The sequence below is a fragment of the Kitasatospora sp. SC0581 genome, from assembly GCF_048159585.1.
Lineage (GTDB): Bacteria > Actinomycetota > Actinomycetes > Streptomycetales > Streptomycetaceae > Kitasatospora.
Window position 1 is genome coordinate 409,919 of record NZ_JBLRWA010000002.1, and the last position, 22,502, is coordinate 432,420.

Annotated in this window: 17 protein-coding genes and 1 pseudogene; 14 read left to right on the forward strand and 4 right to left on the reverse strand. The window is 73.2% G+C overall.

Annotated features, from left to right (window positions below; all coding sequences use genetic code 11):
• Positions 1 to 293 precede the first annotated feature (293 nt).
• From ACLWS4_RS04975 to ACLWS4_RS04990, 4 genes and pseudogenes are all read right to left on the reverse strand, one after another.
• Positions 294 to 1,955: pseudogene (locus ACLWS4_RS04975) on the reverse strand (transglutaminaseTgpA domain-containing protein); the annotation flags it as partial.
• Positions 1,895 to 3,214: a DUF58 domain-containing protein gene (locus ACLWS4_RS04980; RefSeq protein WP_049651925.1), complete on the reverse strand. Its 1,320-nt coding sequence runs from the start codon at positions 3,212 to 3,214 to the stop codon at positions 1,895 to 1,897. The gene ACLWS4_RS04980 and the pseudogene ACLWS4_RS04975, both read right to left, overlap by 61 nt.
• A 1-nt stretch (position 3,215) precedes the next feature.
• Complete coding sequence (locus ACLWS4_RS04985) at positions 3,216 to 4,160, reverse strand: AAA family ATPase (protein ID WP_107086444.1); 945 nt, start codon at positions 4,158 to 4,160, stop codon at positions 3,216 to 3,218.
• A 360-nt stretch (positions 4,161 to 4,520) separates the two neighbouring features.
• Complete coding sequence (locus tag ACLWS4_RS04990; RefSeq protein WP_049651923.1) at positions 4,521 to 5,063, reverse strand: beta-class carbonic anhydrase; 543 nt, start codon at positions 5,061 to 5,063, stop codon at positions 4,521 to 4,523.
• 537 nt (positions 5,064 to 5,600) lie between these two features.
• On the opposite strand from ACLWS4_RS04990, the gene rsmH reads away from it, so the two are divergent.
• From rsmH to ACLWS4_RS05060, 14 genes are all read left to right on the forward strand, one after another.
• Positions 5,601 to 6,575, forward strand: a complete 975-nt coding sequence (rsmH, locus tag ACLWS4_RS04995; RefSeq protein WP_049651922.1) for a 16S rRNA (cytosine(1402)-N(4))-methyltransferase RsmH — start codon at positions 5,601 to 5,603, stop codon at positions 6,573 to 6,575.
• A 156-nt stretch (positions 6,576 to 6,731) separates the two neighbouring features.
• A complete protein-coding gene (locus ACLWS4_RS05000; protein WP_380741661.1) occupies positions 6,732 to 7,259 on the forward strand; it encodes a hypothetical protein in 528 nt (175 codons plus the stop codon).
• Positions 7,260 to 7,323: 64 nt separating this feature from the next.
• Entirely contained in the window at positions 7,324 to 9,570 is a 2,247-nt protein-coding gene (locus ACLWS4_RS05005; protein ID WP_416873444.1) for a penicillin-binding transpeptidase domain-containing protein, read from the forward strand.
• Positions 9,571 to 9,664: 94 nt separating this feature from the next.
• Positions 9,665 to 11,230, forward strand: a complete 1,566-nt coding sequence (locus tag ACLWS4_RS05010; protein ID WP_049658287.1) for a UDP-N-acetylmuramoyl-L-alanyl-D-glutamate--2,6-diaminopimelate ligase — start codon at positions 9,665 to 9,667, stop codon at positions 11,228 to 11,230.
• Positions 11,227 to 12,630 (forward strand): UDP-N-acetylmuramoyl-tripeptide--D-alanyl-D-alanine ligase, encoded by a 1,404-nt coding sequence (locus ACLWS4_RS05015; protein WP_049658289.1) that lies wholly within the window; start codon positions 11,227 to 11,229, stop codon positions 12,628 to 12,630. The genes ACLWS4_RS05010 and ACLWS4_RS05015 overlap by 4 nt, the downstream gene beginning before the upstream one ends.
• Positions 12,630 to 13,691, forward strand: a complete 1,062-nt coding sequence (mraY, locus tag ACLWS4_RS05020; protein ID WP_074000913.1) for a phospho-N-acetylmuramoyl-pentapeptide-transferase — start codon at positions 12,630 to 12,632, stop codon at positions 13,689 to 13,691. The genes ACLWS4_RS05015 and mraY overlap by 1 nt, the downstream gene beginning before the upstream one ends.
• Positions 13,688 to 15,145, forward strand: a complete 1,458-nt coding sequence (gene murD / locus ACLWS4_RS05025) for a UDP-N-acetylmuramoyl-L-alanine--D-glutamate ligase (RefSeq protein ID WP_117487435.1) — start codon at positions 13,688 to 13,690, stop codon at positions 15,143 to 15,145. The genes mraY and murD overlap by 4 nt, the downstream gene beginning before the upstream one ends.
• 115 nt (positions 15,146 to 15,260) lie before the next feature.
• A complete protein-coding gene (ftsW, locus tag ACLWS4_RS05030; protein WP_049649552.1) occupies positions 15,261 to 16,574 on the forward strand; it encodes a putative lipid II flippase FtsW in 1,314 nt (437 codons plus the stop codon).
• Between the two features lie 6 nt (positions 16,575 to 16,580).
• Entirely contained in the window at positions 16,581 to 17,687 is a 1,107-nt protein-coding gene (gene murG / locus ACLWS4_RS05035) for an undecaprenyldiphospho-muramoylpentapeptide beta-N-acetylglucosaminyltransferase (protein WP_049649525.1), read from the forward strand.
• Positions 17,680 to 18,456 carry a cell division protein FtsQ/DivIB gene (locus ACLWS4_RS05040; protein WP_049649526.1) on the forward strand — a complete coding sequence of 259 codons (777 nt, stop codon included), beginning with the start codon at positions 17,680 to 17,682 and terminating at the stop codon, positions 18,454 to 18,456. The genes murG and ACLWS4_RS05040 overlap by 8 nt, the downstream gene beginning before the upstream one ends.
• A 364-nt stretch (positions 18,457 to 18,820) precedes the next feature.
• Positions 18,821 to 20,053 (forward strand): cell division protein FtsZ, encoded by a 1,233-nt coding sequence (gene ftsZ / locus ACLWS4_RS05045; RefSeq protein WP_049649527.1) that lies wholly within the window; start codon positions 18,821 to 18,823, stop codon positions 20,051 to 20,053.
• A complete protein-coding gene (gene pgeF / locus ACLWS4_RS05050; protein ID WP_181970547.1) occupies positions 20,050 to 20,781 on the forward strand; it encodes a peptidoglycan editing factor PgeF in 732 nt (243 codons plus the stop codon). Before ftsZ ends, pgeF begins: the two co-directional genes overlap by 4 nt.
• Positions 20,781 to 21,569, forward strand: a complete 789-nt coding sequence (locus ACLWS4_RS05055; protein ID WP_079271769.1) for a YggS family pyridoxal phosphate-dependent enzyme — start codon at positions 20,781 to 20,783, stop codon at positions 21,567 to 21,569. Before pgeF ends, ACLWS4_RS05055 begins: the two co-directional genes overlap by 1 nt.
• Positions 21,570 to 21,876: 307 nt before the next feature.
• A complete protein-coding gene (locus ACLWS4_RS05060; RefSeq protein ID WP_049649528.1) occupies positions 21,877 to 22,494 on the forward strand; it encodes a cell division protein SepF in 618 nt (205 codons plus the stop codon).
• Positions 22,495 to 22,502: the final 8 nt, after the last annotated feature.

The window sequence follows — 22,502 nt, forward strand, 5'->3', positions numbered from 1 at the left end:
ACCATCGGGACGAGCAGCAGGGCGATCAGCGCGAGCACCGCGGCCAGGGTGCCGAGCACCTGGCCGGAGAGCAGCCAGGACTCCTCGGCGGTCTTGGCGACGGCCTTGTCCTTGGAACCGCACTCGCCGAGCTGGCGCTGCTTGGCGGTGCAGTCCGAGCCGGAGCTCGGCAGCGGGGCGGCCGAGGCGGTCTGCGGGGCGGCGGTCGCCTGCTGGGTCGGCGCGGTGGTCGGGGCGGTGGACGCCTCGGTGTAGCGGGTCGGGACGCCGCGGCTCGGGGTCGGCTCGAAGCGCAGCCAGCCGTAGCCCGTGAAGTACAGCTCGGGCCAGGCGTGGTACATCCGGCCGGTCACCGAGTAGACGTTGCCGCCCTTGCTGTCGCCGGGGGTGAAGCCGACGGCCACCCGGGCCGGGATCTTCAGCTCCCGGGCCATCGCCGCCATGGTGGAGGCGAAGTGCACGCAGAAGCCCCGGCGGTCGCGCAGGAAGACGGCGATGGCGTTGCTGCCGGTGCCGCCGCTGACGGCGGTGTCGTACGTGAAGCCCGGCCCGGTGAACCAGTTGACCAGCGCCGTCGCCCGGTCGAAGTCGTTCTTCGCGCCGGCGGTGACGGCCTTGGCCTGCTCGGCGACGACCGGCGGCAGGTCGGTCGGGAGGGCGGTGTAGCGCTCCCTGATGTCCGACGGCGCGGTGCCCGCGAGGCGCAGCTCGTTGGCGGTGGGCCGCACGTCCAGGGCGGTGACGTGGTAGCTCAGGCCGCGGATCGCCTTGTCGCTGGTCGGCAGGACGGTACGGGTCAGCGGGTCGAGCTTCCAGGCGCTCCGGTCGGGGAGCTGGACGGAGGCGGCCGGGTAGGGCATCGGCAGCCAGCTCCCCCCCAGCCGCTCGTCGACCTTGAAGTCGCCCTCGAACCGGGCCACCTGGGGATCGCGCAGGCCCTCGGGGGCGGGCAGGGCCGCCGGGAGGTCCTGGACGGTGGTGCTGCCGAGCCGCCAGTTGACGCCGTCGAACTGGTCGAGCGAGCCGGTCCGCAGGTAGACCTGGTCGGCCAGCGGGGTGTCCAGGGTGTAGCTGAGCAGTTCCGCGTCGGTCGGCTTGGAGATCGCGGCCTCCAGGCTGACCAGCGGGTCGAGGCTGGTCGACAGGCTCCCGCCGACGCCCTTGCCGCCCGATCCGCCGGAGCCGGAGTTCAGCAGCCCGAAGCTCCAGTGCGGCAGGACCACCGGCAGCAGCAGCGCCACCGCCAGGGCCAGCACGCCGACCTGCCGCCCGCCCGGGCTGACCCGGCCGGACTCCACCGAGCCGCGCGCGCCGCCGTAGAACACCCGGCCCCAGCGGGAGACCCGGTCCTGGCCCTCGGCGAACAGCAGCAGCAGGTAGCCGGCCGCGGCGACGGCGAACCAGACCCAGCTGCCGTGCTCCCCGGCCAGGCCGTTGCCGACCGAGTACAGCGCCAGCAGCGGCAGCCCGGCCAGCGCCGAGCGCCGGTAGGTCACCGCGACGGTGTCCACCGCGACGGCGATCAGCCCGATCGCCGAGACCAGGATCAGCCGCAGTCCGGCGGTGGGCGGAGCCGGGATGGCGTACTGCTGTATGTCGTCCAGGCCGGCGGTGAAGACCTGGTCCAGGACCCGCAGCGCGGACGGGCCGGGCAGCATCCCGCCCTCGCCGGCGAAGCCGAGCAGCAGCAGGAGGAGCAGGACCAGCAGCTGCCCGAGCGGCACCGTCCAGCGGTACACCGGGGCGCGGCGCAGGCCCGCGCCGGCCGCGGCGACCACGGCGATCACCAGGAGGGCGTGGGTGAGCCAGCTGCGGGTGGTGAGCAGCGGCATCATGCACAGCGCGGCGAGGGCGGTGGCCAGCGCCGAGTACGCGGTCAGTTTGGCCCGGGTGGTCACGCGCCGGCCTCTTCTCGGTAGGGGGCGGTCGTCCGGCTGCCGTCGGCGGCCCGCCACAGGTCCGGTACGGAGTCCCCGGCCCGTACCGGGATCACCGTCCAGCCGGCTTCGCGCAGCTGCTGGACCCGGGCCCGGAAGTCGTCGCCGCCGGTGTCCGGGGCGAGCATCCGCAGGCCGGCCCAGGTGCCGGTGTCCAGCAGGAAGGCGATCGCCCCGCCGGCGCGGCTGCGCAGCCGGCCCAGCCGGGTGGCCTGGGCGTCGTCCAGCTCGCCGAGGACGGCGACCAGCAGGCCCTCGCCGCCGGCGCGCAGCGGGTCCTCGGCGCGGGACAGGGTGCCGCCGTCGGACAGGTCGGCGACCGCGAGGGCGTCCAGGACCAGCCCGGAGGTGTCGGCGCCGCTGTGGCTGCCGCCCGCGCCCGGCCCGGGCACCGACAGCCCGGTGTCGGTGAGCAGCCGGGTCTGGTAGCCGCGCTCCAGCAGGTGCACGGCGACCGAGGCGGCGCAGCCGACCGCCCACTCGAAGGAGGAGGCGGGGCCGCTGCCCCGGTGGGCGATCTCCCGGGTGTCCAGCACGACGGTGGCCCGGGCCTGCTGCGGCTGCTCCTCGCGGCGCACCATCAGCTCGCCGTACCGGGCGGTGGAGCGCCAGTGCACCCGGCGCAGGTCGTCGCCGGGCCGGTACTCGCGCAGGATCACGTCGTCGTCGCCGGCCAGCGCCAGGGTGCGGCTGTGGCTCTCGCCCTGGCCGATCCACTCGCCGCTGAGCCGTACCGACGGCAGCGCCTGGACCTGGGGGACGACGGTGAGGACGTCGGAGGCGGTGAAGGCGCGGGTCACCTCGCACATCCCGAACGGGTCGGCCAGCCGCAGCTGGAGCGGCCCGAGCGGGTAGCGGCCGCGCAGGTCGGAGCGGACCCGGTAGGAGACCTCGCGGTGGCCGCGCGGCTCGACCCGGTCCAGCACGAAGCGCGGGCGCGGCCCGAGCACGTACGGGACCTTGTCCTCCAGCAGCAGCACCCCGGTGGGCACCCGGGAGACGTTGTCGACCCGCAGGTGGACCCGGGCCTCCTGGCCGGCGACCGCCCGGCGCGGGCTGAGCCGGCGTCCGCTGGCCACCCGGTAGCGGGTGTTGGCGACGACCACCACGGCGACCAGCGGCAGCGCGGCGAGCAGGACGCCGACGCGCAGCAGGGCGTCCTGGTCGAGCAGGTAGGAGCAGGCCACCGCGGTGACCCCGGCGGCGAGGAAGGACCGCCCCCGGGTGGTGAGACCGCGGAACCCGGCCCGCAGTCCCGATGATTCGGACTGGGCCACCTCAGCCCCTCCGGACGGCCGGGCCGCCCTGCGGGCGCGGCAGCGGCAGCCGGGCGACCAGGTCGGCCACGATCTGCTCGGAGGTGCGGCGGCTGAGCTGGGTCTCGGCGGTCGGCATCAGACGGTGCGCCAGGACCGGGACGGCGAGGCGCTGGATGTCGTCCGGGGTGACGTAGTCGCGCCCGTCCAGCGCGGCGGCGGCGCGGGCGGCCCGGACCAGGTGCAGGGTCGCGCGGGGCGAGGCGCCCAGGCGCAGCTCGGGGCTGGTGCGGGTGGCGCCGACCAGGTCGACGGCGTAGCGGCGGACCGGGTCGGCGATGTGCACGGTGCGGACCAGGTCGATCAGCTTGAGGATGTCGGAGGCGTGCGCGACCGGCTGGAGGTCCTCCAGCGGGCTGGCGCCGGCGTGGGTGTCGAGCATCGCGAGCTCGGCCTCGGGGCTGGGGTAGCCGATCGAGATCCGGGCCATGAAGCGGTCGCGCTGGGCCTCCGGCAGGGGGTACGTGCCCTCCATCTCGACCGGGTTCTGGGTGGCCACGACCATGAACGGCGAGGGCAGTTCGTAGCTGGTGCCGTCGATGGTGACCTGGCGCTCCTCCATGGACTCCAGCAGCGCCGACTGGGTCTTCGGCGAGGCGCGGTTGATCTCGTCGCCGACCACGACCTGGGCGAAGATCGCGCCCGGGCGGAACTCGAAGTCGTGCCGCTGCTGGTCGTAGATGTTGGTGCCGGTGACGTCCGAGGGCAGCAGGTCGGGCGTGAACTGGATGCGGCGCACGGTGCAGTCGAGCGAGCGGGCGAGCGCCTTGGCCAGCATGGTCTTGCCGACGCCGGGCACGTCCTCCAGCAGCAGGTGGCCCTCGGCGAGCAGGACGGTCAGGGCGATCCGGACGGCCTCCGGCTTGCCCTCGATCACGCTCTCGACGTTGCCGCGCACGCGGTCCACGACCGCGGCGAGTTCGGGGAGCCCGGTCTGCCGGAACCCGCCCGCCCGCTGCGGTTCGCCCCCCGCGGGACTGCCGAGTCCGGCCTGATCCTTGTAGCTCGTCACCCGTATACGCTCCCTGGCACCCTGTGCCCGCCCCGTCCCGAGGCCGGACCCCACCCCATGCTTGACGCGGCCGTCCCGGGGGCGGTTCCGAACGAGGAGCCGGCGGCCGGGAAGGCGGCCTGCGGCCTGGCCGCCCCAGGTGGTTCGGGGTCCGACCGGCAGGCGCATTCTCCCCCGCGGGATGGCCAGAAGTCACCATTCGGCGGTGCCCGAATGCCCGGACACCGTCGGCCGGGCAGGGTCGGGGCGGGTCGCTCAGTCGATCTCGCGGAGCAGGCCGGTGTGGACGTCGAAGACGAAGCCGCGGACGTCGTCGGTGTGCGGCAGGAAGGGAGAGGTGCGGACGCGCTGCATGGACTGGCGGACGTCGCCGTCCAGGTCGACGAAGGCCTCCACCGCCCACTGCGGGCGCTGGCCGACCTCCAGCTCCAGCTCGCGGCGGAAGTCCTCGGTCAGCCCGAGCAGGCCGCAGCCGGTGTGGTGGATCAGCGCGATCGAGCGGGTGCCGAGGGCGCGCTGGCTGATGGTCAGGGACCGGATGGTGTCGTCGGTGACGACGCCGCCGGCGTTGCGGATGACGTGGGCGTCGCCGAGTTCGAGGCCGAGCGCGGCGAACAGGTCGAGTCGGGCGTCCATGCAGGCGACCACGGCGATCTTCTGCACCGGGCGGGCGTCCATGCCGCCGTCCCGGAAGGTCACCGCGTAGGCGCGGTTGGCCGTGACGAAGCGGTCGATGACGGTGGGTCTGGCAGGGTCGGCAGCGGCGTTCGGCGAGGGCCGGTCGGGTGTCACTGTCATGGGGGCGACGTTAGTGCGGATCGGGCCCGCGCGGTGGGGCCGGGAGCTACAGAACGGCGGGCCGTGATCGGGTGCATCGCCACAACGGGAGCTGCTCCCGGAGCGGCCGCCGCCGACCCCGCACGCGGGGCGGCCAGGGGGCGCGCGCCTGCCGCCGAAGGCCCCCGATCCGGACCGCCGCCGGTCCGCCCCGAGGGCCGCGACCTGCGGTGATCCGTACCGCCGCCCGGGTGGTGCGCCGGAGCGGGCCATTGACTGGCAGGGGCCGCGCGATAGAGTTTGCGGCGCAGTGGAGCACACCCGCCGGGGCCCGTCAACGGGGCTTCCCCGGCCGGTGCGGCCCGGTCGAAGCGGCCCGTGGCCTCCTCCCGCTCCGTGCCCACCTGGCGCACCTTCCCCGGCGCCGGGCGGTCACGACCTTCCCCTCGAGCGGGCGGGGACCACGGGCCGCTTCGTCGTGCCGGGGCACGGTGGGCGAGAATGGTCGCAGCTCCCGGACGTCGGGCTGCTCCGCACCGAGGAAGGGCGCCACCGCGCATGACCACCAACGAACCGGGCCCCAAGCACGTTCCGGTGATGCTCCAGCGGTGCATGGACGCGCTCGCACCGGCGATCTCGCGCCCCGGGGCCGTCGTGGTGGACGCCACCCTCGGCCTCGGCGGGCACAGCGAGGCGCTGCTGACCCAGTTCCCGGAGGTGCGGCTGGTCGCGGTGGACCGCGACCCGGCGGCGCTGAAGCTGTCCGGCGAGCGGCTGGCCCCGTTCGGCGACCGGGCGACCCTGGTGCACGCCGTCTACGACGAGATCCCCGAGGTGCTGGAGCGCCTGGACATCGACCGGGTCGACGGCGTCCTGTTCGACCTCGGCGTCTCCTCGATGCAGCTGGACGAGGCGGACCGCGGCTTCGCGTACGCGCAGGACGCGCCGCTGGACATGCGGATGGACCAGACCCGGGGGATCAGCGCGGCGGAGGTGCTGAACACCTACGGCCACGGCGACCTGGCCCGCATCCTCAAGGTGTACGGCGAGGAGCGGTTCGCCGGGAAGATCGCCTCGGCGATCCTGCGGGAGCGGGAGAAGGAACCGTTCACCAACAGCGCGCGTCTGGTCGAGTTGGTGCGGAACGCCATTCCGGCGGCGACCCGTCGGACCGGCGGGAACCCGGCCAAGCGGACGTTCCAGGCGCTGCGGATCGAGGTCAACGGCGAGCTGGAGGTCCTGGACCGGGCGATCCCGGGGGCGCTGGACGTCCTCGCGATCGGCGGCCGGATCGTGGTGATGTCCTACCAGTCGCTGGAGGACCGGCTCGTCAAGCAGTACCTGGCCGCCGGTGCGACCAACACCGCTCCGCCGGGGCTGCCGTTCATCCCGGAGGAGCACCAGCCCTGGCTCAAACTGATCACTCGCGGTGCCGAGCTGGCCACCGAGGAGGAGATCGAGGAGAACCGGCGCGCCGCGCCCGTACGGCTGCGGGTGGCGGAGAGGATCAGGGACCGAAGCAAGCGGGGCTGACGAACCGGCCCGGCGGGGTCCGAAGGGCGGAGGAAAGCGGTGGGGCCGGTGGCCGGTGAGGTCCGGGCGGGGCGGGGAGGACTCCCCGGGCAGGGCAGGGCGCGGATCACGGTCCGGCCGGGCAGGCGTCCGGTACGGAGGCGCACACCGTTCGCGGTGCTCGTCGTGGTGCTGCTGGCGGCCGGGCTGCTCGGCCTGCTCGCGCTGAACACCGCACTCAACGAGGGCTCCTTCGAGCTGTCCCGACTGCAGAAGCAGACCACTGTGGCGACCGACGAACAGCAGAGCCTCCAGCACGAGATCGACCAGAGCTCGGCCCCGGACGCGCTGGCCAGGCGCGCCGCCGAGCTGGGCATGGTCCCGGCCGGCGGGATGGCCTTCCTGGACGTCCCGAACGGCGGCAAGGTGGTCGGCACCCCCGGTCCGGCGCAGGACAGCCCGCCGGTCAAGCGGTCCACGGCCGAGCCGTGGCCGACCAGGACCCCCTCCGGTGCCGCCCAGCCGAGCGCGGCCCAGCCCGCCGCCGGGCCGTCACCGGCCGCGCCGCAGCCGGGCGGTGCCCCCTCGCCGGCCGCGCCGCCGCCCGCACCGGCCCCGGCGACGTCCGCCGGCGACTCGGTGATCCAGCTCAACCCGGTCTCGCCCGCCGCGGCCGCGAAGCCGAACGGAGGCGCGGGCCGATGAGCCAGTGGACCGTCAGAAGGGGTGACGGGCGCGAGGCGCCCGGCGAGCGCGGCGAGGTGGCCGCATGAGCACTCCACGTCAGCCGGGCGGGACCGGCGGTTCCGGCAGCGGCAACGGCCGCCGTCCGGTGCCCCGGGGCACCGCGCCGCGCGCGCAGTCCGCCGCCGGCCGCGGTCAGCCCACCAAGGCCCAGCCGGCCAAGGGGCAGCCGGCCAGGAGCCAGCCCGCCAAGGCCCAGCCCTCCCGCAGCCAGCCCGCGAAGGGCCAGCCCGCGCGCAGCCAGTCGGCCAAGGCCCAGCCCGCCAAGTCGGCCTCCGCCGGCCGTACCCCGCGGGCGCCGCAGCAGCGCCGCCCCGAGGGGCGCCCGCCGGCCCGCAGCCAGGCGGCGGTGCGCCCGAAGAGCCGTCCGCCGCTGCGCCCCAAGGCGCTCAAGCTGGCCGAGCCGAAGCGCCGGCTGCGGGTGATCTCCGTGGTGCTGTCGCTGGTGTTCTCCGTCTTCGCGGGCCGCCTGGTGCAGCTCCAGCTGGTGGACGCCGACGCGCTGGCCGCCGACGCCAACACCAACCGCTACATGAACATCCCGATCACCGCCGAACGCGGCTCGATAACGTCCTCCGACGGGGTCGCGCTGGCGGCCACCGTGGACGCGTACGACATCACCGCCGACCCGGCGATGTTCACCCCGGAGGCGACCGGCATCCCGGACGCGCCGGAGCAGGCGGCCGCGCTGCTGTCGCCGATCCTCGGCGTGCCCAAGGAGAAGATCGCCACCGACCTGCACACCCCCAAGACCCGCTACAAGCGGCTCGCGGCCCAGCAGACCCCGGCCGCCAAGAAGCAGATCAGCGACCTCAAGTCGGGCCTGGAGAAGCAGGCCGGCTCGCGGGCCTGCCAGGCCCAGAAGAAGCTGCTCGGCAAGCCCGCCGACCAGGGCGGGCGCACCCGGGTGGACAACGAGTGCGCCAACCCGCTGGCCGGGGTGTTCAACCGGGAGACCCAGAAGCGGATCTACCCGGCGGACGGCCTGGCCGCCAACCTGGTCGGCTTCGTCAACGCCGAGGGCGAGGGCGCCGGCGGCCTGGAGCAGCAGTACCAGAAGCTGCTGGCCGGCAAGGACGGCCACAGCAGCTACGCCCAGTCGGGCGGGCGGCTGGTGCCCACCGCCGGGGGCTCGATGGAGCCGGCCGTGCCGGGCGACGACGTGAAGCTGACCATCAACCGGGACATCCAGTGGGCCGCCCAGCGGGCGATCACCGACCAGGTGGCCAACTCCGGCGCGGAGAAGGGCTACGTGGTGGTCCAGGACGTGAAGACCGGCCAGGTCCTCGCGATGGCCACCGCGCCCGGCTTCAACCCGAACGACCTGAGCCTGGCCAAGCAGTCCCAGATGGGCAACCCGGCCCTGGTCGACGCGTACGAACCGGGCAGCACCGCCAAGCTGATGAGCCTGGCCGCGGTGCTGGACTCCGGCACGGCCAACTGGGACACCAAGGTCACCGTGCCCAACCGGCTGGTCCGGGCCGGGCAGCAGTTCAAGGACGACGTCGAGCACGGCGACTGGCACCTGACCCTGGCCGGGGTGCTCGCCAAGTCCTCCAACATCGGCACCATCGAGGCGGTCGAGACCCTCGGCGGCGGCGACCAGCTGAAGACCAACCAGGTGCTGGACGGCTACATGCGCAAGTTCGGGGTGGCCCAGCCGACCGGTCTGGGCTTCCCCGGGGAGACCTCCGGGATGCTCAAGAAGCCGGAGGACCTGGTCGCCTCGGAGAAGTACAACATCTCCTTCGGTCAGGGCCCGCTGCAGATGAACGCGCTCCAGGCCACCTCGGTCTACTCGACCATCGCCAACGGCGGGGTGCGGGTCGCGCCCAGCATCGTCCAGGGCGTCACCGACCCGAACGGCAAGTACGCCCCGAGCGCGCCGGGGGAGCAGACCCGGGTGGTCAGCCCGGAGACGGCCAAGACCCTCACCTCGATGCTGGAGTCGGTCGTCGACGACGAGCAGGGCACCGGCGGCAAGGCCGCCATCCCCGGCTACCGGGTCGCGGGCAAGACCGGCACCGCCGACCGGGGCGCCGCCGACGGCAAGGGCTACGACGGCTACACCGCCTCCTTCATCGGCTTCGCCCCCGCCGACGCCCCCCGCTACACCGTCTCCTGCACCCTCCAGGGCCCGGTCAACGGCCACTTCGGCGGCCAGCTGTGCGGCCCGGTGTTCAAGCAGGTGATGGAGTTCACCCTGAAGACCATGCAGGTCCCGCCGAGCGGCAGCCCGGCGCCGAACCTGGCCGTCGAGTGGAAGCCGTGAGCGCACGATGAGCAACGGACCGGCCGGGCCGGAGCACGGCGCGGCGGAGGGCCGGTTTGGCCCTGGACACCCTTCGGCGGATAGCCTTCCCGCCGTGCCGAAACCCGATCAAACCACCGTGAGTCCGCCCCGTCCGACCGGGACCACCGCCCTGCCGCTCGCCGAGCTGGCCGCCGAACTGGGCCTGCCGCCCGTCGAGGGCGGCGCCGTCACCGGCGTCACCCACGACTCCCGCGCGGTCCGTCCGGGCGACGTGTACGTGGCCTTCCCGGGCGCCAACCACCACGGCGCGGCGTTCGCCGGCAAGGCCGCGGAGTCCGGCGCGGTGGCGGTGCTCACCGACCCGGCCGGTGCCGAGCAGGCGGCCGCCACCGGCCTGCCGCTGCTGGTCGTCGACCGGCCGCGGGCCGTCATGGGCGAGCTGGCCGCGATCGTCTACGGCCGCCCCTCCCGGCGGCTGCTGATGATCGGGCTGACCGGCACCAACGGCAAGACCACCACCTCCTACCTGGTCGAGGGCGGCCTGCGCGGCGCCGGGCGCAGCCCGGGCGTGATCGGCACCGTCGAGATGCGGGTCGGCGAGGAGCGGATCAAGAGCGAGCGCACCACCCCCGAGGCCACCGACCTGCACGCGATCCTCGGCGTGATGGCCGAGCGCGGCGCCGACGCGGTGACCATGGAGGTCTCCAGCCACGCCCTGGTCTTCGGCCGCACCGACGGGGTCGCGTACGACGTCGCGCTGTTCAACAACCTGACCCCCGAGCACCTCGACTTCCACCCGGACATGGAGGACTACTTCCAGGCGAAGGCCCGGCTCTTCCAGCCCGGCAAGTCCCGCCACGGCGTGGTCAACCTGGACGACGAGTACGGCCGCCGGCTCGCCGCCGAGGCCAAGATCCCGGTGACCACCTTCTCCGCGACCGGCGCCGCGGCGGCCGACTGGCGGGCCGTGGACGTCCGGCTCGGGCCGGTCGGCTCCACCTTCAAGGTGCTGGGCCCGGACGGCGCCGAGGCCGAGGCCTCCGTCCCGCTGCCCGGCCCGTTCAACGTCGCCAACGCGCTCGCCGCGATCACCCTGCTGGTCGCCGCCGGCCTGCCGCTGGAGCGGGCCGTGGCCGGCGTCGCCGCCGTCCCCGGCGTGCCCGGCCGGCTGGAGCGGGTGGACGCCGGACAGCCGTTCGTCGCCGTCGTCGACTACGCGCACAAGCCGGACGCCCTGCAGGCCGTCCTCGCCTCGCTGCGCGAGGTCACCGAGGGCCGGCTGCACGTCGTGGTCGGCTGCGGCGGCGACCGCGACCCGCACAAGCGCGGCCCGATGGGCGCCATCGCCGCCCGTCTCGCCGACACCGCCCTGCTGACCAGTGACAACCCGCGCAGCGAGGACCCGCTGGCGATCCTCGCCACCATGCTGACCGGCGCCGCCGCGGTGCCCGAGGCCGAGCGCGGCGACGTCCTGGTCGTCCCCGACCGGGCCGAGGCGATCGGCCTCGCCGTCGCGCGCGCCCGGGCGGGGGACACCGTGCTGGTGGCCGGCAAGGGCCACGAGCTCGGCCAGTACGTACGAGACGAGATCCGCCCCTTCGACGACCGGGAGGTGCTGCGCGAATCCATCGCGCGGACCACGGCCGCACGGGGCGACCGAGGAGTAGAGCAGCAGTGATCGCACTGACCCTCGCCGAGGTGGCCGCCGCCGTCGGAGGCACGCTGGACGGCGCCGACCCGGACGCCCTGGTCACCGGCCCGGTCGAGGTCGACTCGCGGAAGGTGGCCCCCGGCGGCCTGTTCGCGGCCTTCGTCGGCGAGCACGTGGACGGCCACGACTACGCGGCCAAGGCGGTCGGGGACGGCGCCGTCGCGGTGCTGGCCTCCCGCCCGGTCGGCGTACCCGCCGTCCTGGTCGACAGTGTGGTGGAGGCGCTCGGCCGGCTGGCCCGCGCCGTGGTCGCCCGCGCCGAGGGCACCGCCGTGGTCGCGCTGACCGGCTCGGCCGGCAAGACCAGCACCAAGGACCTGATCGCCCAGCTGCTCCAGCGCCGCGGCGAGACCGTCTACCCGCCCGGCTCGCTCAACAACGAGATCGGCCACCCGATGACCGCGCTGCGGGTCGAGGCCGGCACCCGGCACCTGGTCATGGAGATGGGCGCCCGGCACAAGGGCGACATCGAGTACCTCACCTCGATCACCCCGCCCCGGATCGGCGTGGTGCTCAACGTCGGCACCGCCCACGTCGGCGAGTTCGGCTCCCAGGAGGCGATCGCCGAGGCCAAGGGCGAACTGGTGGAGTCGCTGCCCGCCGACGGCGCCGCGATCCTCAACGCGGACGACCGGCTGGTGCGCGCGATGGCCTCCCGTACCAGGGCGAAGGTGGTCCTGTTCGGGGAATCGCCGGACGCCCACGTCCGGGCCACCGACGTTCGCCTGGACGCCACCGGGCGGCCATCGTTCACGCTCACCACCCCGGCCGGTTCCGCGCCCGTGCAGCTGCGCCTGTACGGTGAGCACCACGTCTCGAACGCCCTCGCCGCCGCAGCGGTGGCGGTGGAGCTCGGGATGTCCGTCGACGACACCGCGGCAGCCCTGGGCGAAGCGGGTGCGCTGTCCCGCTGGCGCATGGAGGTCGTCGACCGGGCCGACGGTGTCACCGTCGTGAACGACGCCTACAACGCGAACCCCGACTCGATGCGGGCCGCGCTGCGGGCGCTCGTCTCGATGGGTGGCCGGGGCCCGGAGCGCCGCCGCACCTGGGCGGTGCTCGGCGAGATGCGGGAGCTCGGCGAGGACAGCCTGGCCGAGCACGACGCCATCGGGCGGCTCGCCGTCCGGCTGGACGTCACCAAGCTGGTGGCGGTCGGCGGACGCGAGGCGGCCTGCATGGAACTCGGCGCGAGGAACGAAGGTTCGTGGGGTGAGGAGTCGGTGCTGGTGTCCGACGCGGACGCGGCGGTCGAGCTGCTGCGCAGTCAGCTGCGGCCGGGGGACGTGGTCCTGGTGAAGGCTTCCCGTTCGGTGGGGCTGGAGAAGGTGGCCGAGGCCCTCCTGACGGACGGTGTGGCCGCCTGATGAAGCAGATCCTTTTCTCCGGGATGATCGGTCTCATCCTGTCGCTGCTCGGCACCCCCGCCCTGATCAAGGTGCTCGCGAAGCACGGCTACGGCCAGTACATCCGGGACGACGGCCCCAAGGCGCACCACAGCAAGAAGGGCACGCCCACCATGGGCGGCATCGCCTTCATCCTGGCGACCCTGATCGCGTACTTCGCCACGAAGGCGATAACGGGCGAGAGCCCGACCGCCTCCGGGCTGTTGGTGCTCTTCCTGACCGCGGGCCTCGGCCTGGTCGGCTTCCTGGACGACTACATCAAGGTGGTCAAGCGCCGCTCGCTGGGCCTGCGGGCCAAGGCGAAGCTGGCCGGCCAGTCGATCGTCGGCCTCGGGTTCGCCATCCTGGCGATGCAGTTCCCGGACGACCGCGGGCTCAACCCGGCGTCCCAGAGCCTGTCCTTCGTCCGGGACTTCAAGTGGGCGATCGGCCCCGTCCTGTTCGTCATCTTCGCGTACTTCATGATCGCCGCGATGTCGAACGGCGTGAACCTGACGGACGGTCTGGACGGCCTGGCCACCGGCGCCTCGGTGATGGTCTTCGGCGCCTACACCTTCATCGGCATCTGGGAGCACACCCAGAGCTGCGCCTACGCGATCACCGCGACCGCCAACTGCTACGACATCCGGGACCCGCTGGACCTCGCCGTCGTGGCCTCCGCCCTGATGGGCTCCTGCTTCGGCTTCCTGTGGTGGAACACCTCGCCCGCCAAGATCTTCATGGGTGACACCGGCTCGCTCGCCCTCGGCGGCGCCCTGGCCGGTCTGGCGATCTGCTCCCGCACCGAGCTGCTGCTCGCCCTGCTCGGCGGCCTCTACGTGATCATCACCCTCTCGGTGATCATCCAGGTCGGCTCCTTCCGGATGACCGGCAAGCGCGTCTTCAAGATGGCGCCGTTGCAGCACCACTTCGAACTCAAGGGCTGGACCGAGGTCCTGATCGTCGTCCGGTTCTGGATCATCCAGGGCCTGTGCGTCGCCGTCGGCCTCGGCCTGTTCTACGCGGGATGGGTGACCGGATGACCGACCCCGACCTGACCACCCCGGCCAACCCGGACTTCGCCGGCCTGCCGGTCGCCGTCGCCGGGCTCGGCGTCTCGGGCATCAGCGCCGCGCGCGTCCTGCACGGCCTCGGCGCCCGGGTCACCGTGGTGGACGGCGGCAGCGGCCCCGGCCTGGCCGCCCGGGCCGCCGAGCTGGAGGCGCTCGGCGTCACCGTGCGGCTCGGCGACGGCGCGAGCCTGCCCGAGGGCACCGAACTGATCGTCACCTCGCCCGGCTGGGCGCCGGACAGCCCGCTGTTCGCCGCCGCCGAGGCGGCCGGGGTGCCGGTCTGGGGCGACGTCGAGCTGGCCTGGCGGCTGCGCAGGCCGCTGCCCGGCACCGGCGAGCCCGCCCCCTGGCTGGCCGTCACCGGCACCAACGGCAAGACCACCACCGTCCAGATGCTCGCCTCGATCCTCACCGCCGCCGGCAAGCGCACCGCCGCCGTCGGCAACGTCGGGGTCTCGGTCCTGGACGCGGTGCTCGCCGAGGAGCCGTACGACGTGCTCGCCGTCGAGCTCTCCAGCTACCAGCTGCACTGGGCGCCCTCGCTGCGCCCGCACTCGGCCGCGGTGCTCAACCTGGCGCCCGACCACCTCGACTGGCACGGCTCGATGGAGGCGTACGCCGCCGACAAGGGCCGGATCTACGAGGGCAACACGGTCGCCTGCGTGTACAACCTGGCCGACCCGGCCACCGAGGCGCTGGTCCGCGAGGCCGACGTCGAGGAGGGCTGCCGGGCGATCGGCTTCGGCCTCGGCGCCCCCGGCCCGTCGAACCTCGGCGTGGTGGACGGGCTGCTGGTGGACCGCGCCTTCGTCGAGGACCGGGCCAAGAACGCGGCCGAGCTGGGCGCCGTGTCGGACGTGAACCCGCCGGCCCCGCACAACATCGCCAACGCGCTCGCCGCGGCGGCGCTGGCCCGGGCGTACGGCGTCGAGCCGAAGGCCGTCCGGGAGGGCCTGCGGGCCTTCCGCCCGGACGCCCACCGGATCGCCGAGGTCGGCGTGGTCCGCGAGGTCACGTACATCGACGACTCCAAGGCCACCAACACCCACGCGGCGGCCGCCTCGCTGGCCGCCTACCGGCCGATCGTCTGGATCGCCGGGGGCCTGGCCAAGGGCGCGACCTTCGACGACCTGGTGCAGGGCGCGGCCGAGCGGCTGCGCGCCGTGGTGCTGATCGGCCAGGACCGGGCGGTGATCCGGGAGGCGCTGGAGCGACACGCTCCGGATGTGCCGGTGATCGAGGCGGCCGAGGGCCAGACTGGCGCGGTGGCGATGGCCGAGGTCGTTCGAACGGCCGCGTCGCTCGCCCGATCGGGTGACACGGTGCTGCTGGCGCCGGCCTGCGCCTCGATGGACATGTTCACCAACTACGGCGAGCGCGGCGACCTCTTCGCGGCGTCCGTCCGGGAGCTGGCGGGCGAGTAGTCAGGCGGGTGGACGGGCCGGCGCGGGCGCGTCGGACGGAGAGAGTGAGCGGGGAGCGGTGGCGGGGCAGGGCAGAGCGGATTCCGGCGTTGTGAAGCGGGACGCCGCCGAGCCGATGAGGGTGATCTCCGCCACCACGACCAAGTACAAGTCGGCCGGTCCGCTGGCCCGTCTCCAGGCCTTCCGGGCCCGGTGGCGGTACTGGCTGGACCGGCCGCTCACCCCGTACCTGCTGGTGCTCGGCAGCACCCTGCTGCTGGTCGTGCTCGGCCTGATGATGGTCTTCTCGGCCTCGCAGATCCTCGCCCTGAACCAGCACCACACGGCGCAGTACTACTTCCTCAAGCAGCTGATCGCGGCCATCCTCGGCCTGGTCCTGCTGATCGGCTTCGCCTCCGTCCCGGTGGCGGTGCTGCGGGTGATCACCTACCCGGTGATGATCGCGGTGATCGGCGCCCTCACCCTGGTCGCCATCCCCGGCATCGGGGTGCGGATCAACGGCAACCAGAACTGGCTGGATTTCGGCTTCTTCCAGTTCCAGCCCTCGGAGTTCGCCAAGCTCGCGCTGGTGCTCTGGGGCGCCGACCTGCTCGCCCGCAAGCAGAAGGCCGGCACCCTCAACTCGTGGAAGCACCTGCTGGTGCCGCTGGTGCCGGGGGCCCTGCTGCTGCTCGCGCTGATCATGTTCGGCGGCGACATGGGCACCTCGATGATCCTGGTGGCGATGCTGTTCGCGCTGCTCTGGATGGTCGGCGCGCCGCTGCGGCTGTTCGTGGCCACCGTCGGGGTGGCGGTGGTGGTCTGCACCGCGCTGGTGGTCACCGTCCCGCACCGGGCCGAGCGGCTGGGCTGCATCGGCGTCACCAAGCTCGACCCGGAGGGCGCCTGCTTCCAGGCCCTGCACGGCGTCTTCGCGTTCGCCAACGGCGGCGGCTTCGGTACCGGCCTCGGCGCCGGCGTGGAGAAATGGGGCCAGCTGCCCGAGGCGCACACCGACTTCATCTTCGCCGCGACCGGCGAGGAACTCGGTCTGGTGGGGACGCTGTCGGTGCTCGGTCTCTTCGCGGCACTAGGCTACGCGGGTATCCGTGTGGCCATCGGTACGAAGGAGCCCTTCGTCAGGTACGCCGCGGGAGCCGCCACCACCTGGATCATGGCGCAGGCCATGATCAACCTGGGGTCGGCGCTGGGACTGCTGCCCATCGCGGGCGTCCCGCTCCCGCTGTTCTCCTACGGCGGTTCCGCCATGCTGTCGGCCATGTCCGCGATCGGTGTGCTGCTGTGCCTGGCGCGCAGCACCTCGGGCGCGAAGGCGGCCCTGGCCGCCCGGAGCAAGAACTCCCGGATCAGGAGACAACTGGCCCGGGTGCTGCCACGACGACGAACCACAGCGCGCCCGGCCCCGGGGCCGGCACGCAGGGAGCGGTGAATTTCGGTGCATGTCGTACTCGCCGGCGGGGGGACCGCCGGTCACATCGAGCCGGCCATGGCCCTCGCGGATGCCCTCCGCAGGCACGACCCGTCCGTCGGGATCACCGCCCTGGGCACCGAGCGCGGACTGGAGACCCGACTGGTACCCGAGCGCGGCTACCAGCTCGAGCTCATCCCGGCCGTCCCGCTGCCCCGCAAGCCCACCCCGGAGCTGATCACCGTCCCCGGCCGGCTGCGCGGCACCGTCCGGGCCGCCCAGGAGATCATCGAGCGGGTCAACGCGGACGCCGTGGTCGGCTTCGGCGGCTACGTCGCGATGCCCGCCTACCTGGCCGCCAAGCGGGCCGGGGTGCCGATCGTGGTGCACGAGGCGAACGCCCGCCCGGGCCTGGCCAACAAGATCGGCGCCCGCTACAGCGACTTCGTGGCGGTCTCCACGCCGGACAGCAAGCTGCGCGACTCCCGGTACATCGGCATCCCGCTGCGCCGGACCATCGCCACCCTGGACCGCGGCGCGGCCCGTCCGGAGGCCCGCCAGTACTTCGGCCTCGACCAGCGGCTGCCCACCCTGCTGGTCTCCGGCGGCTCCCAGGGCGCCCGCCGGCTCAACGAGACGATCACCGCGATCGCCCCGCGGCTCCAGCAGTACGGCGTGCAGATCCTGCACGCGGTCGGCCCGAAGAACGAGCTGCCGCAGGTGGCGGACGTCCCCGGGATGCCGCCGTACCGCCCGGTGCCGTACCTGGACCGGATGGACCTCGCCTACGCGGCCGCCGACATGATGCTCTGCCGGGCCGGCGCCATGACGGTGGCCGAGCTGGCGGCCGTCGGCCTGCCCGCCGCCTTCGTCCCGCTGCCGATCGGCAACGGCGAGCAGCGGCTGAACGCCCAGCCGATGGTCAAGGCCGGCGGCGGTCTGCTGGTGGACGACGCCGAGCTGACCCCGGACTGGGTGCTGCAGAACGTGCTGCCGGTGCTCACCGATCCGCAGCGGCTGTGGGACATGAGCCGTTCGGCCGCCGAGTTCGGCCGCCGGGACGCCGACGACCTGCTGGTCGGCATGGTCTACGAGGCCATCCAGGCCCACCGCGGCGGCCGCCGCCGTGGCTGACGGCCGGCTCGCCGACCCGCTGGAGGAGGAGCTGGAGGTGGAGGAGTCCGCTCCCCGCCTCCGGCTCTCCCGGCGGGGCATCGTGGTGCTGGGCGCGCTCGGCGCCGCGGTGCTCGGCGTGCTGGCCTGGCTGGTGTTCTTCTCCTCGGTCCTGGACGTGCGCACCGTCGCCGTCCAGGGCGCGGGCGACGACAAGCTGACGCCGGACCAGGTCCGCGAGGCGGTCGGCGGGCTCGGCGACGGGCCGCTGGCGCGCGTGGACCTGGACGGCGTCCGGCACCGGGTGGAGGGGATCCCCCGGGTGGCCAGGGCCGAGGTGTGGCGGGGCTGGCCGCACACCCTGCGGGTGAAGGTCGTCCAGCGCACGGCGGTGGCCGCGGTCAAGGGGGACGACGGCCGGTTCACCCAGGTCGACGCCGGGGGCGTGAGCTTCGCCACCGAACCGGCCCCGCCCGAGGGCGTCCCGGTGGTCGAGCTGCGACTCAGTCAGCAGGCGAACGACGTCGACGGGGTGATCTCCCGTCCGCAGCTGGTGCAGGGCGCGGTGGCGGTGGCCGCCGGGCTGCCGCCGGAGGTCGCCAAGCGGGTCGGTTCGGTGCTGGTGCACTCGTACGACGACATCCAGTTGCAGCTCAGCGGGGGTGCGACGGTGCGCTGGGGGAGTCCGGAGCAGATCGACCGCAAGGCCCGGGTCCTGGTCGCGCTCCTGAACCAGAAGGGCACGAACTTCGACGTGACGGCGCCGGAGGCGCCGGCGGTGTCGGGATGATCCGGTAGGTTCTCTGCCTGAGGGAGGGGTTGACGCCTTGAAGTGTCGGCCCGACTCTTGGTGGTCACCCCCGGTTTCCTAAGCCGGCCGATGATCACATAGGCTCAAAAGAAAAAGGGAAGCTCGGCGTGTTCGTTGAAACGCGTGCCTGGAGCCACCTAGTGTCCTGTGTCACCAGACTGTGTTTCCTGGTGATGTGACGGAGACACAGAACTAACCCTAAAGGTCAAGTTTAGGGTTGGGGTCGGCGGTCGGCATTTCGGACATTCAGTCAGAAACCAGGCTCCCTACCCATCGACATCCGTCGGTACGGCCCCGCCCCGGGTCGGGCCGACCCGGAAATTCGAGGCGAGAGGCCTTCGACGTGGCAGCACCGCAGAACTACCTCGCAGTCATCAAGGTCGTCGGAATCGGCGGCGGTGGTGTCAACGCCATCAACCGGATGATCGAGGTCGGTCTCAAGGGCGTCGAGTTCATCGCGATCAACACCGATGCGCAGGCCCTCCTGATGAGCGACGCCGACGTCAAGCTCGATGTGGGCCGTGAACTCACCCGGGGCCTCGGCGCCGGCGCCAACCCCGAGGTCGGCCGCAAGGCCGCCGAGGACCACCGCGAGGAGATCGAGGAGGTCCTCAAGGGGGCCGACATGGTCTTCGTGACCGCCGGCGAGGGCGGTGGCACGGGCACGGGCGGCGCGCCCGTCGTCGCCAACATCGCGCGCTCGCTGGGCGCCCTGACGATCGGCGTGGTCACCCGCCCCTTCACCTTCGAGGGCCGCCGCCGGGCCAACCAGGCCGAGGACGGCATCGCCTCCCTGCGCGAAGAGGTCGACACCCTCATCGTGATCCCCAACGACCGGCTGCTGTCCATCTCGGACCGCCAGGTCAGCGTCCTCGACGCGTTCCGCTCGGCCGACCAGGTCCTGCTCTCCGGTGTCCAGGGCATCACCGACCTGATCACCACCCCGGGTCTGATCAACCTCGACTTCGCCGACGTCAAGTCCGTCATGTCGGACGCCGGTTCGGCGCTCATGGGCATCGGCTCCGCCCGCGGTGAGGACCGCGCCAAGGCCGCCGCCGTGATGGCGATCTCCTCGCCGCTGCTGGAGGCCTCGATCGACGGCGCCCGCGGCGTGCTGCTGTCCATCTCGGGCGGCTCCGACCTCGGCCTGTTCGAGATCAACGAGTCGGCCCAGCTGGTCAGCGAGGCGGCGCACCCCGAGGCGAACATCATCTTCGGTGCCGTCATCGACGACGCGCTCGGCGACGAGGTCCGGGTCACCGTCATCGCGGCCGGCTTCGACGGCGGGCAGCCGCCGGCGATCGTCCGCGACCCGGTGGTCAAGTCCACCACCCCGGAGCGCCCGGCCACCCCGCCGGCCGCCCCGGAGCGCCCGGCCGGCCGCCCGTACGGGACGATCGGCTCGGTGACGTCCCGTTCGGAGGGCGAGTCCTCGACCACCACGTCGAGCCGGAGCGCCGAGACCTCGACCACCACGACCGCCTCCGCCCCGGTTCCGCCGCAGGTGCAGCCGGCCCGGCAGCCGTTCGTGGAGAGCCCGGCGGAGGAGCTCGACGTCCCGGATTTCCTTAAGTGATCGATCACGCGATCCGCGCGGGTGCTCACTTCGCCTTCACCTCACGGTGGGGCGGGGTGAGCACTTCGCCGTACGGGGAGCTCAACCTCGGCGGCGCGGTGGGGGACGACCCGGAGGCCGTGCGGGAGAACCGGGCGCTGGCCGCCCGGCGGCTGGGGCTCGACCCGGCCGACGTGGTGTGGATGAACCAGGTGCACGGCGCCGAGGTCGCGGTGGTGACCGAGCGCCAGCCGCTCGGGCAGGCCCCGACGGTGGACGCGGTGGTCTCCGACCGGCCGCTCGCGCTGGCGGTGCTGACCGCCGACTGCACCCCGGTGCTGCTGGCCGATCCGGTGGCGGGCGTGGTGGGCGCGGCCCACGCGGGCCGGCCCGGGCTGGCGGCCGGGGTGGTGCCCGCGGCCGTCCGGGCGATGGTCGAACTGGGCGCGGAGCCCTCGCGGATCACCGCCGCCACCGGGCCCGCGGTCTGCGGCCGCTGCTACGAGGTGCCGGCCGAACTGCGCGCCGAGGTCGCCGCGGTGGTGCCGGAGGCCTTCGCCGAGACGTCCTGGGGGACTCCGGCCCTGGACGTGCCGGAGGGAGTCGCGGCCCAGCTGGCCGCGGCGGGGGTCAAGGAGCTGGTGAGGTCACCGGTCTGCACCCTCGAATCCGCCGATCACTACTCCTATCGCCGCGAGCAGCGCACCGGCCGGCTCGCGAGCTACGTCTGGTTGGGCTCTGATCACTGATGACGAACGACATCTACGGACCGTTCCCGGGGAGCGCCGCGTTCGTGGCGGCGCTGACGGAGGGCCAGCGGGCCCGGTACGAGGAACTCGGCACCAACCTCGACGTGGTCGAGCGCCGGATCGCGGACGCGTGCGCGGCCGCCGGGCGCGCCCGGAGCGAGGTCACCCTGGTCGTCGTCACCAAGACCTACCCCGCTGAGGACACCGCGCTGCTGGCCGGACTCGGTGTGACGGACGTCGCGGAGAACCGTGACCAGGACGCCGCTCCCAAGGCGGAGCAGTGCAGAAACCTTCCTCTTGACTGGCACTTCGTCGGCCAGCTGCAGACCAACAAGGTCCGCTCGGTCGTCCGGTACGCGAACCACGTGCACTCGGTGGACCGGCTCCGGCTGGTCCAGTCGCTCTCCGCGGCGGTGCTCAAGTCGGAGCGCCCGGAGCTGGGTTGCCTGGTGCAGGTGGCGCTGGACAAGGCGTACGGGGAGGGCGAGCACCGGGCGGGGGTCGCGCCGGAGGACGTCGCGCAACTGGCCGACGCGATCGCCGACACGCCCGGGCTGCGGCTGGACGGTGTGATGACCGTCGCTCCGCTGGCGGGCCCGCTGGCCGGGGATCCGGCCCGCGCCTTCGATCGGCTGACGGAAATCGCAACCGCCGTACGGGCGGACCATCCGGCTGCCACCATGGTCTCCGCAGGGATGAGCGGCGACCTTGAGCAGGCGATTGCCGCCGGAGCGACACATGTGCGCGTCGGAACGGCGGTACTCGGAGTGAGGTCACCCCTCAGGTAACGTCACCGGGTAAGTAGATCAGACAGCAGGACAAAATAGGACAGAATCTAGCAGCTCTTCGGAGCGCTAGCGAACCGTGGATCGCAGCTCCGCGGCCCCCACTCCACGAAACTGACCGGCCGTCGGGCTGACGCGCCGTCGTGGAGGGGCCGCGGAATCCGCAGGCAGGGCCGTCATGTGCCCGGGTTGCCGGGACGGAGCCGGTCCTGACGGAGCGAGCGGAGCGAGCGACCATCAGAAGGTGCGCGCATCGCGAAGCCCGCCACCGAGCGTCAGCGAGGTGGCTATGAGCGGAGGAGACAGGAGCATGGCCGGCGCAATGCGCAAGATGGCGGTCTACCTCGGCCTCGTGGAGGACGAGACGTACGACGGCCAGGGGTACGACCCCGACGACGACTACGACGCGGACCCCGAGCCGATCCGGACGGGCCAGCGGACCGAGGACATCCCCCGGCCGGCCCCGGCTCCGGTGGCCGCCGCGCCCGCTCCGGTCTCCTCGATCGCCCCGCAGCCGGTGCCCGCGGCGGTGCCGATCCGACAGGAGACTCCGAGGATGGCCCCCGTGTCGTCCATCACACCCGAACGTCGCCACAACCTGGAGAAGAGCGCACCGGTGATCATGCCCAAGGTCGTGAACGAACGAGAGCCCTACCGCATCACCACGCTGCACCCCCGGACCTACAACGAGGCCCGTACCATCGGGGAACAGTTCCGCGGCGGCACCCCCGTGATCATGAATCTGACGGAGATGGACGACACCGACGCGAAGCGCCTCGTAGACTTCGCCGCTGGACTCGTCTTCGGTCTGCACGGCAGTATCGAGCGCGTGACACAGAAGGTGTTCCTGCTGTCGCCTGCTAACGTCGATGTCACGGCGGAGGACAAGGCTCGGATCGCCGAGGGTGGGTTCTTCAACCAGAGCTGACCCGGCCA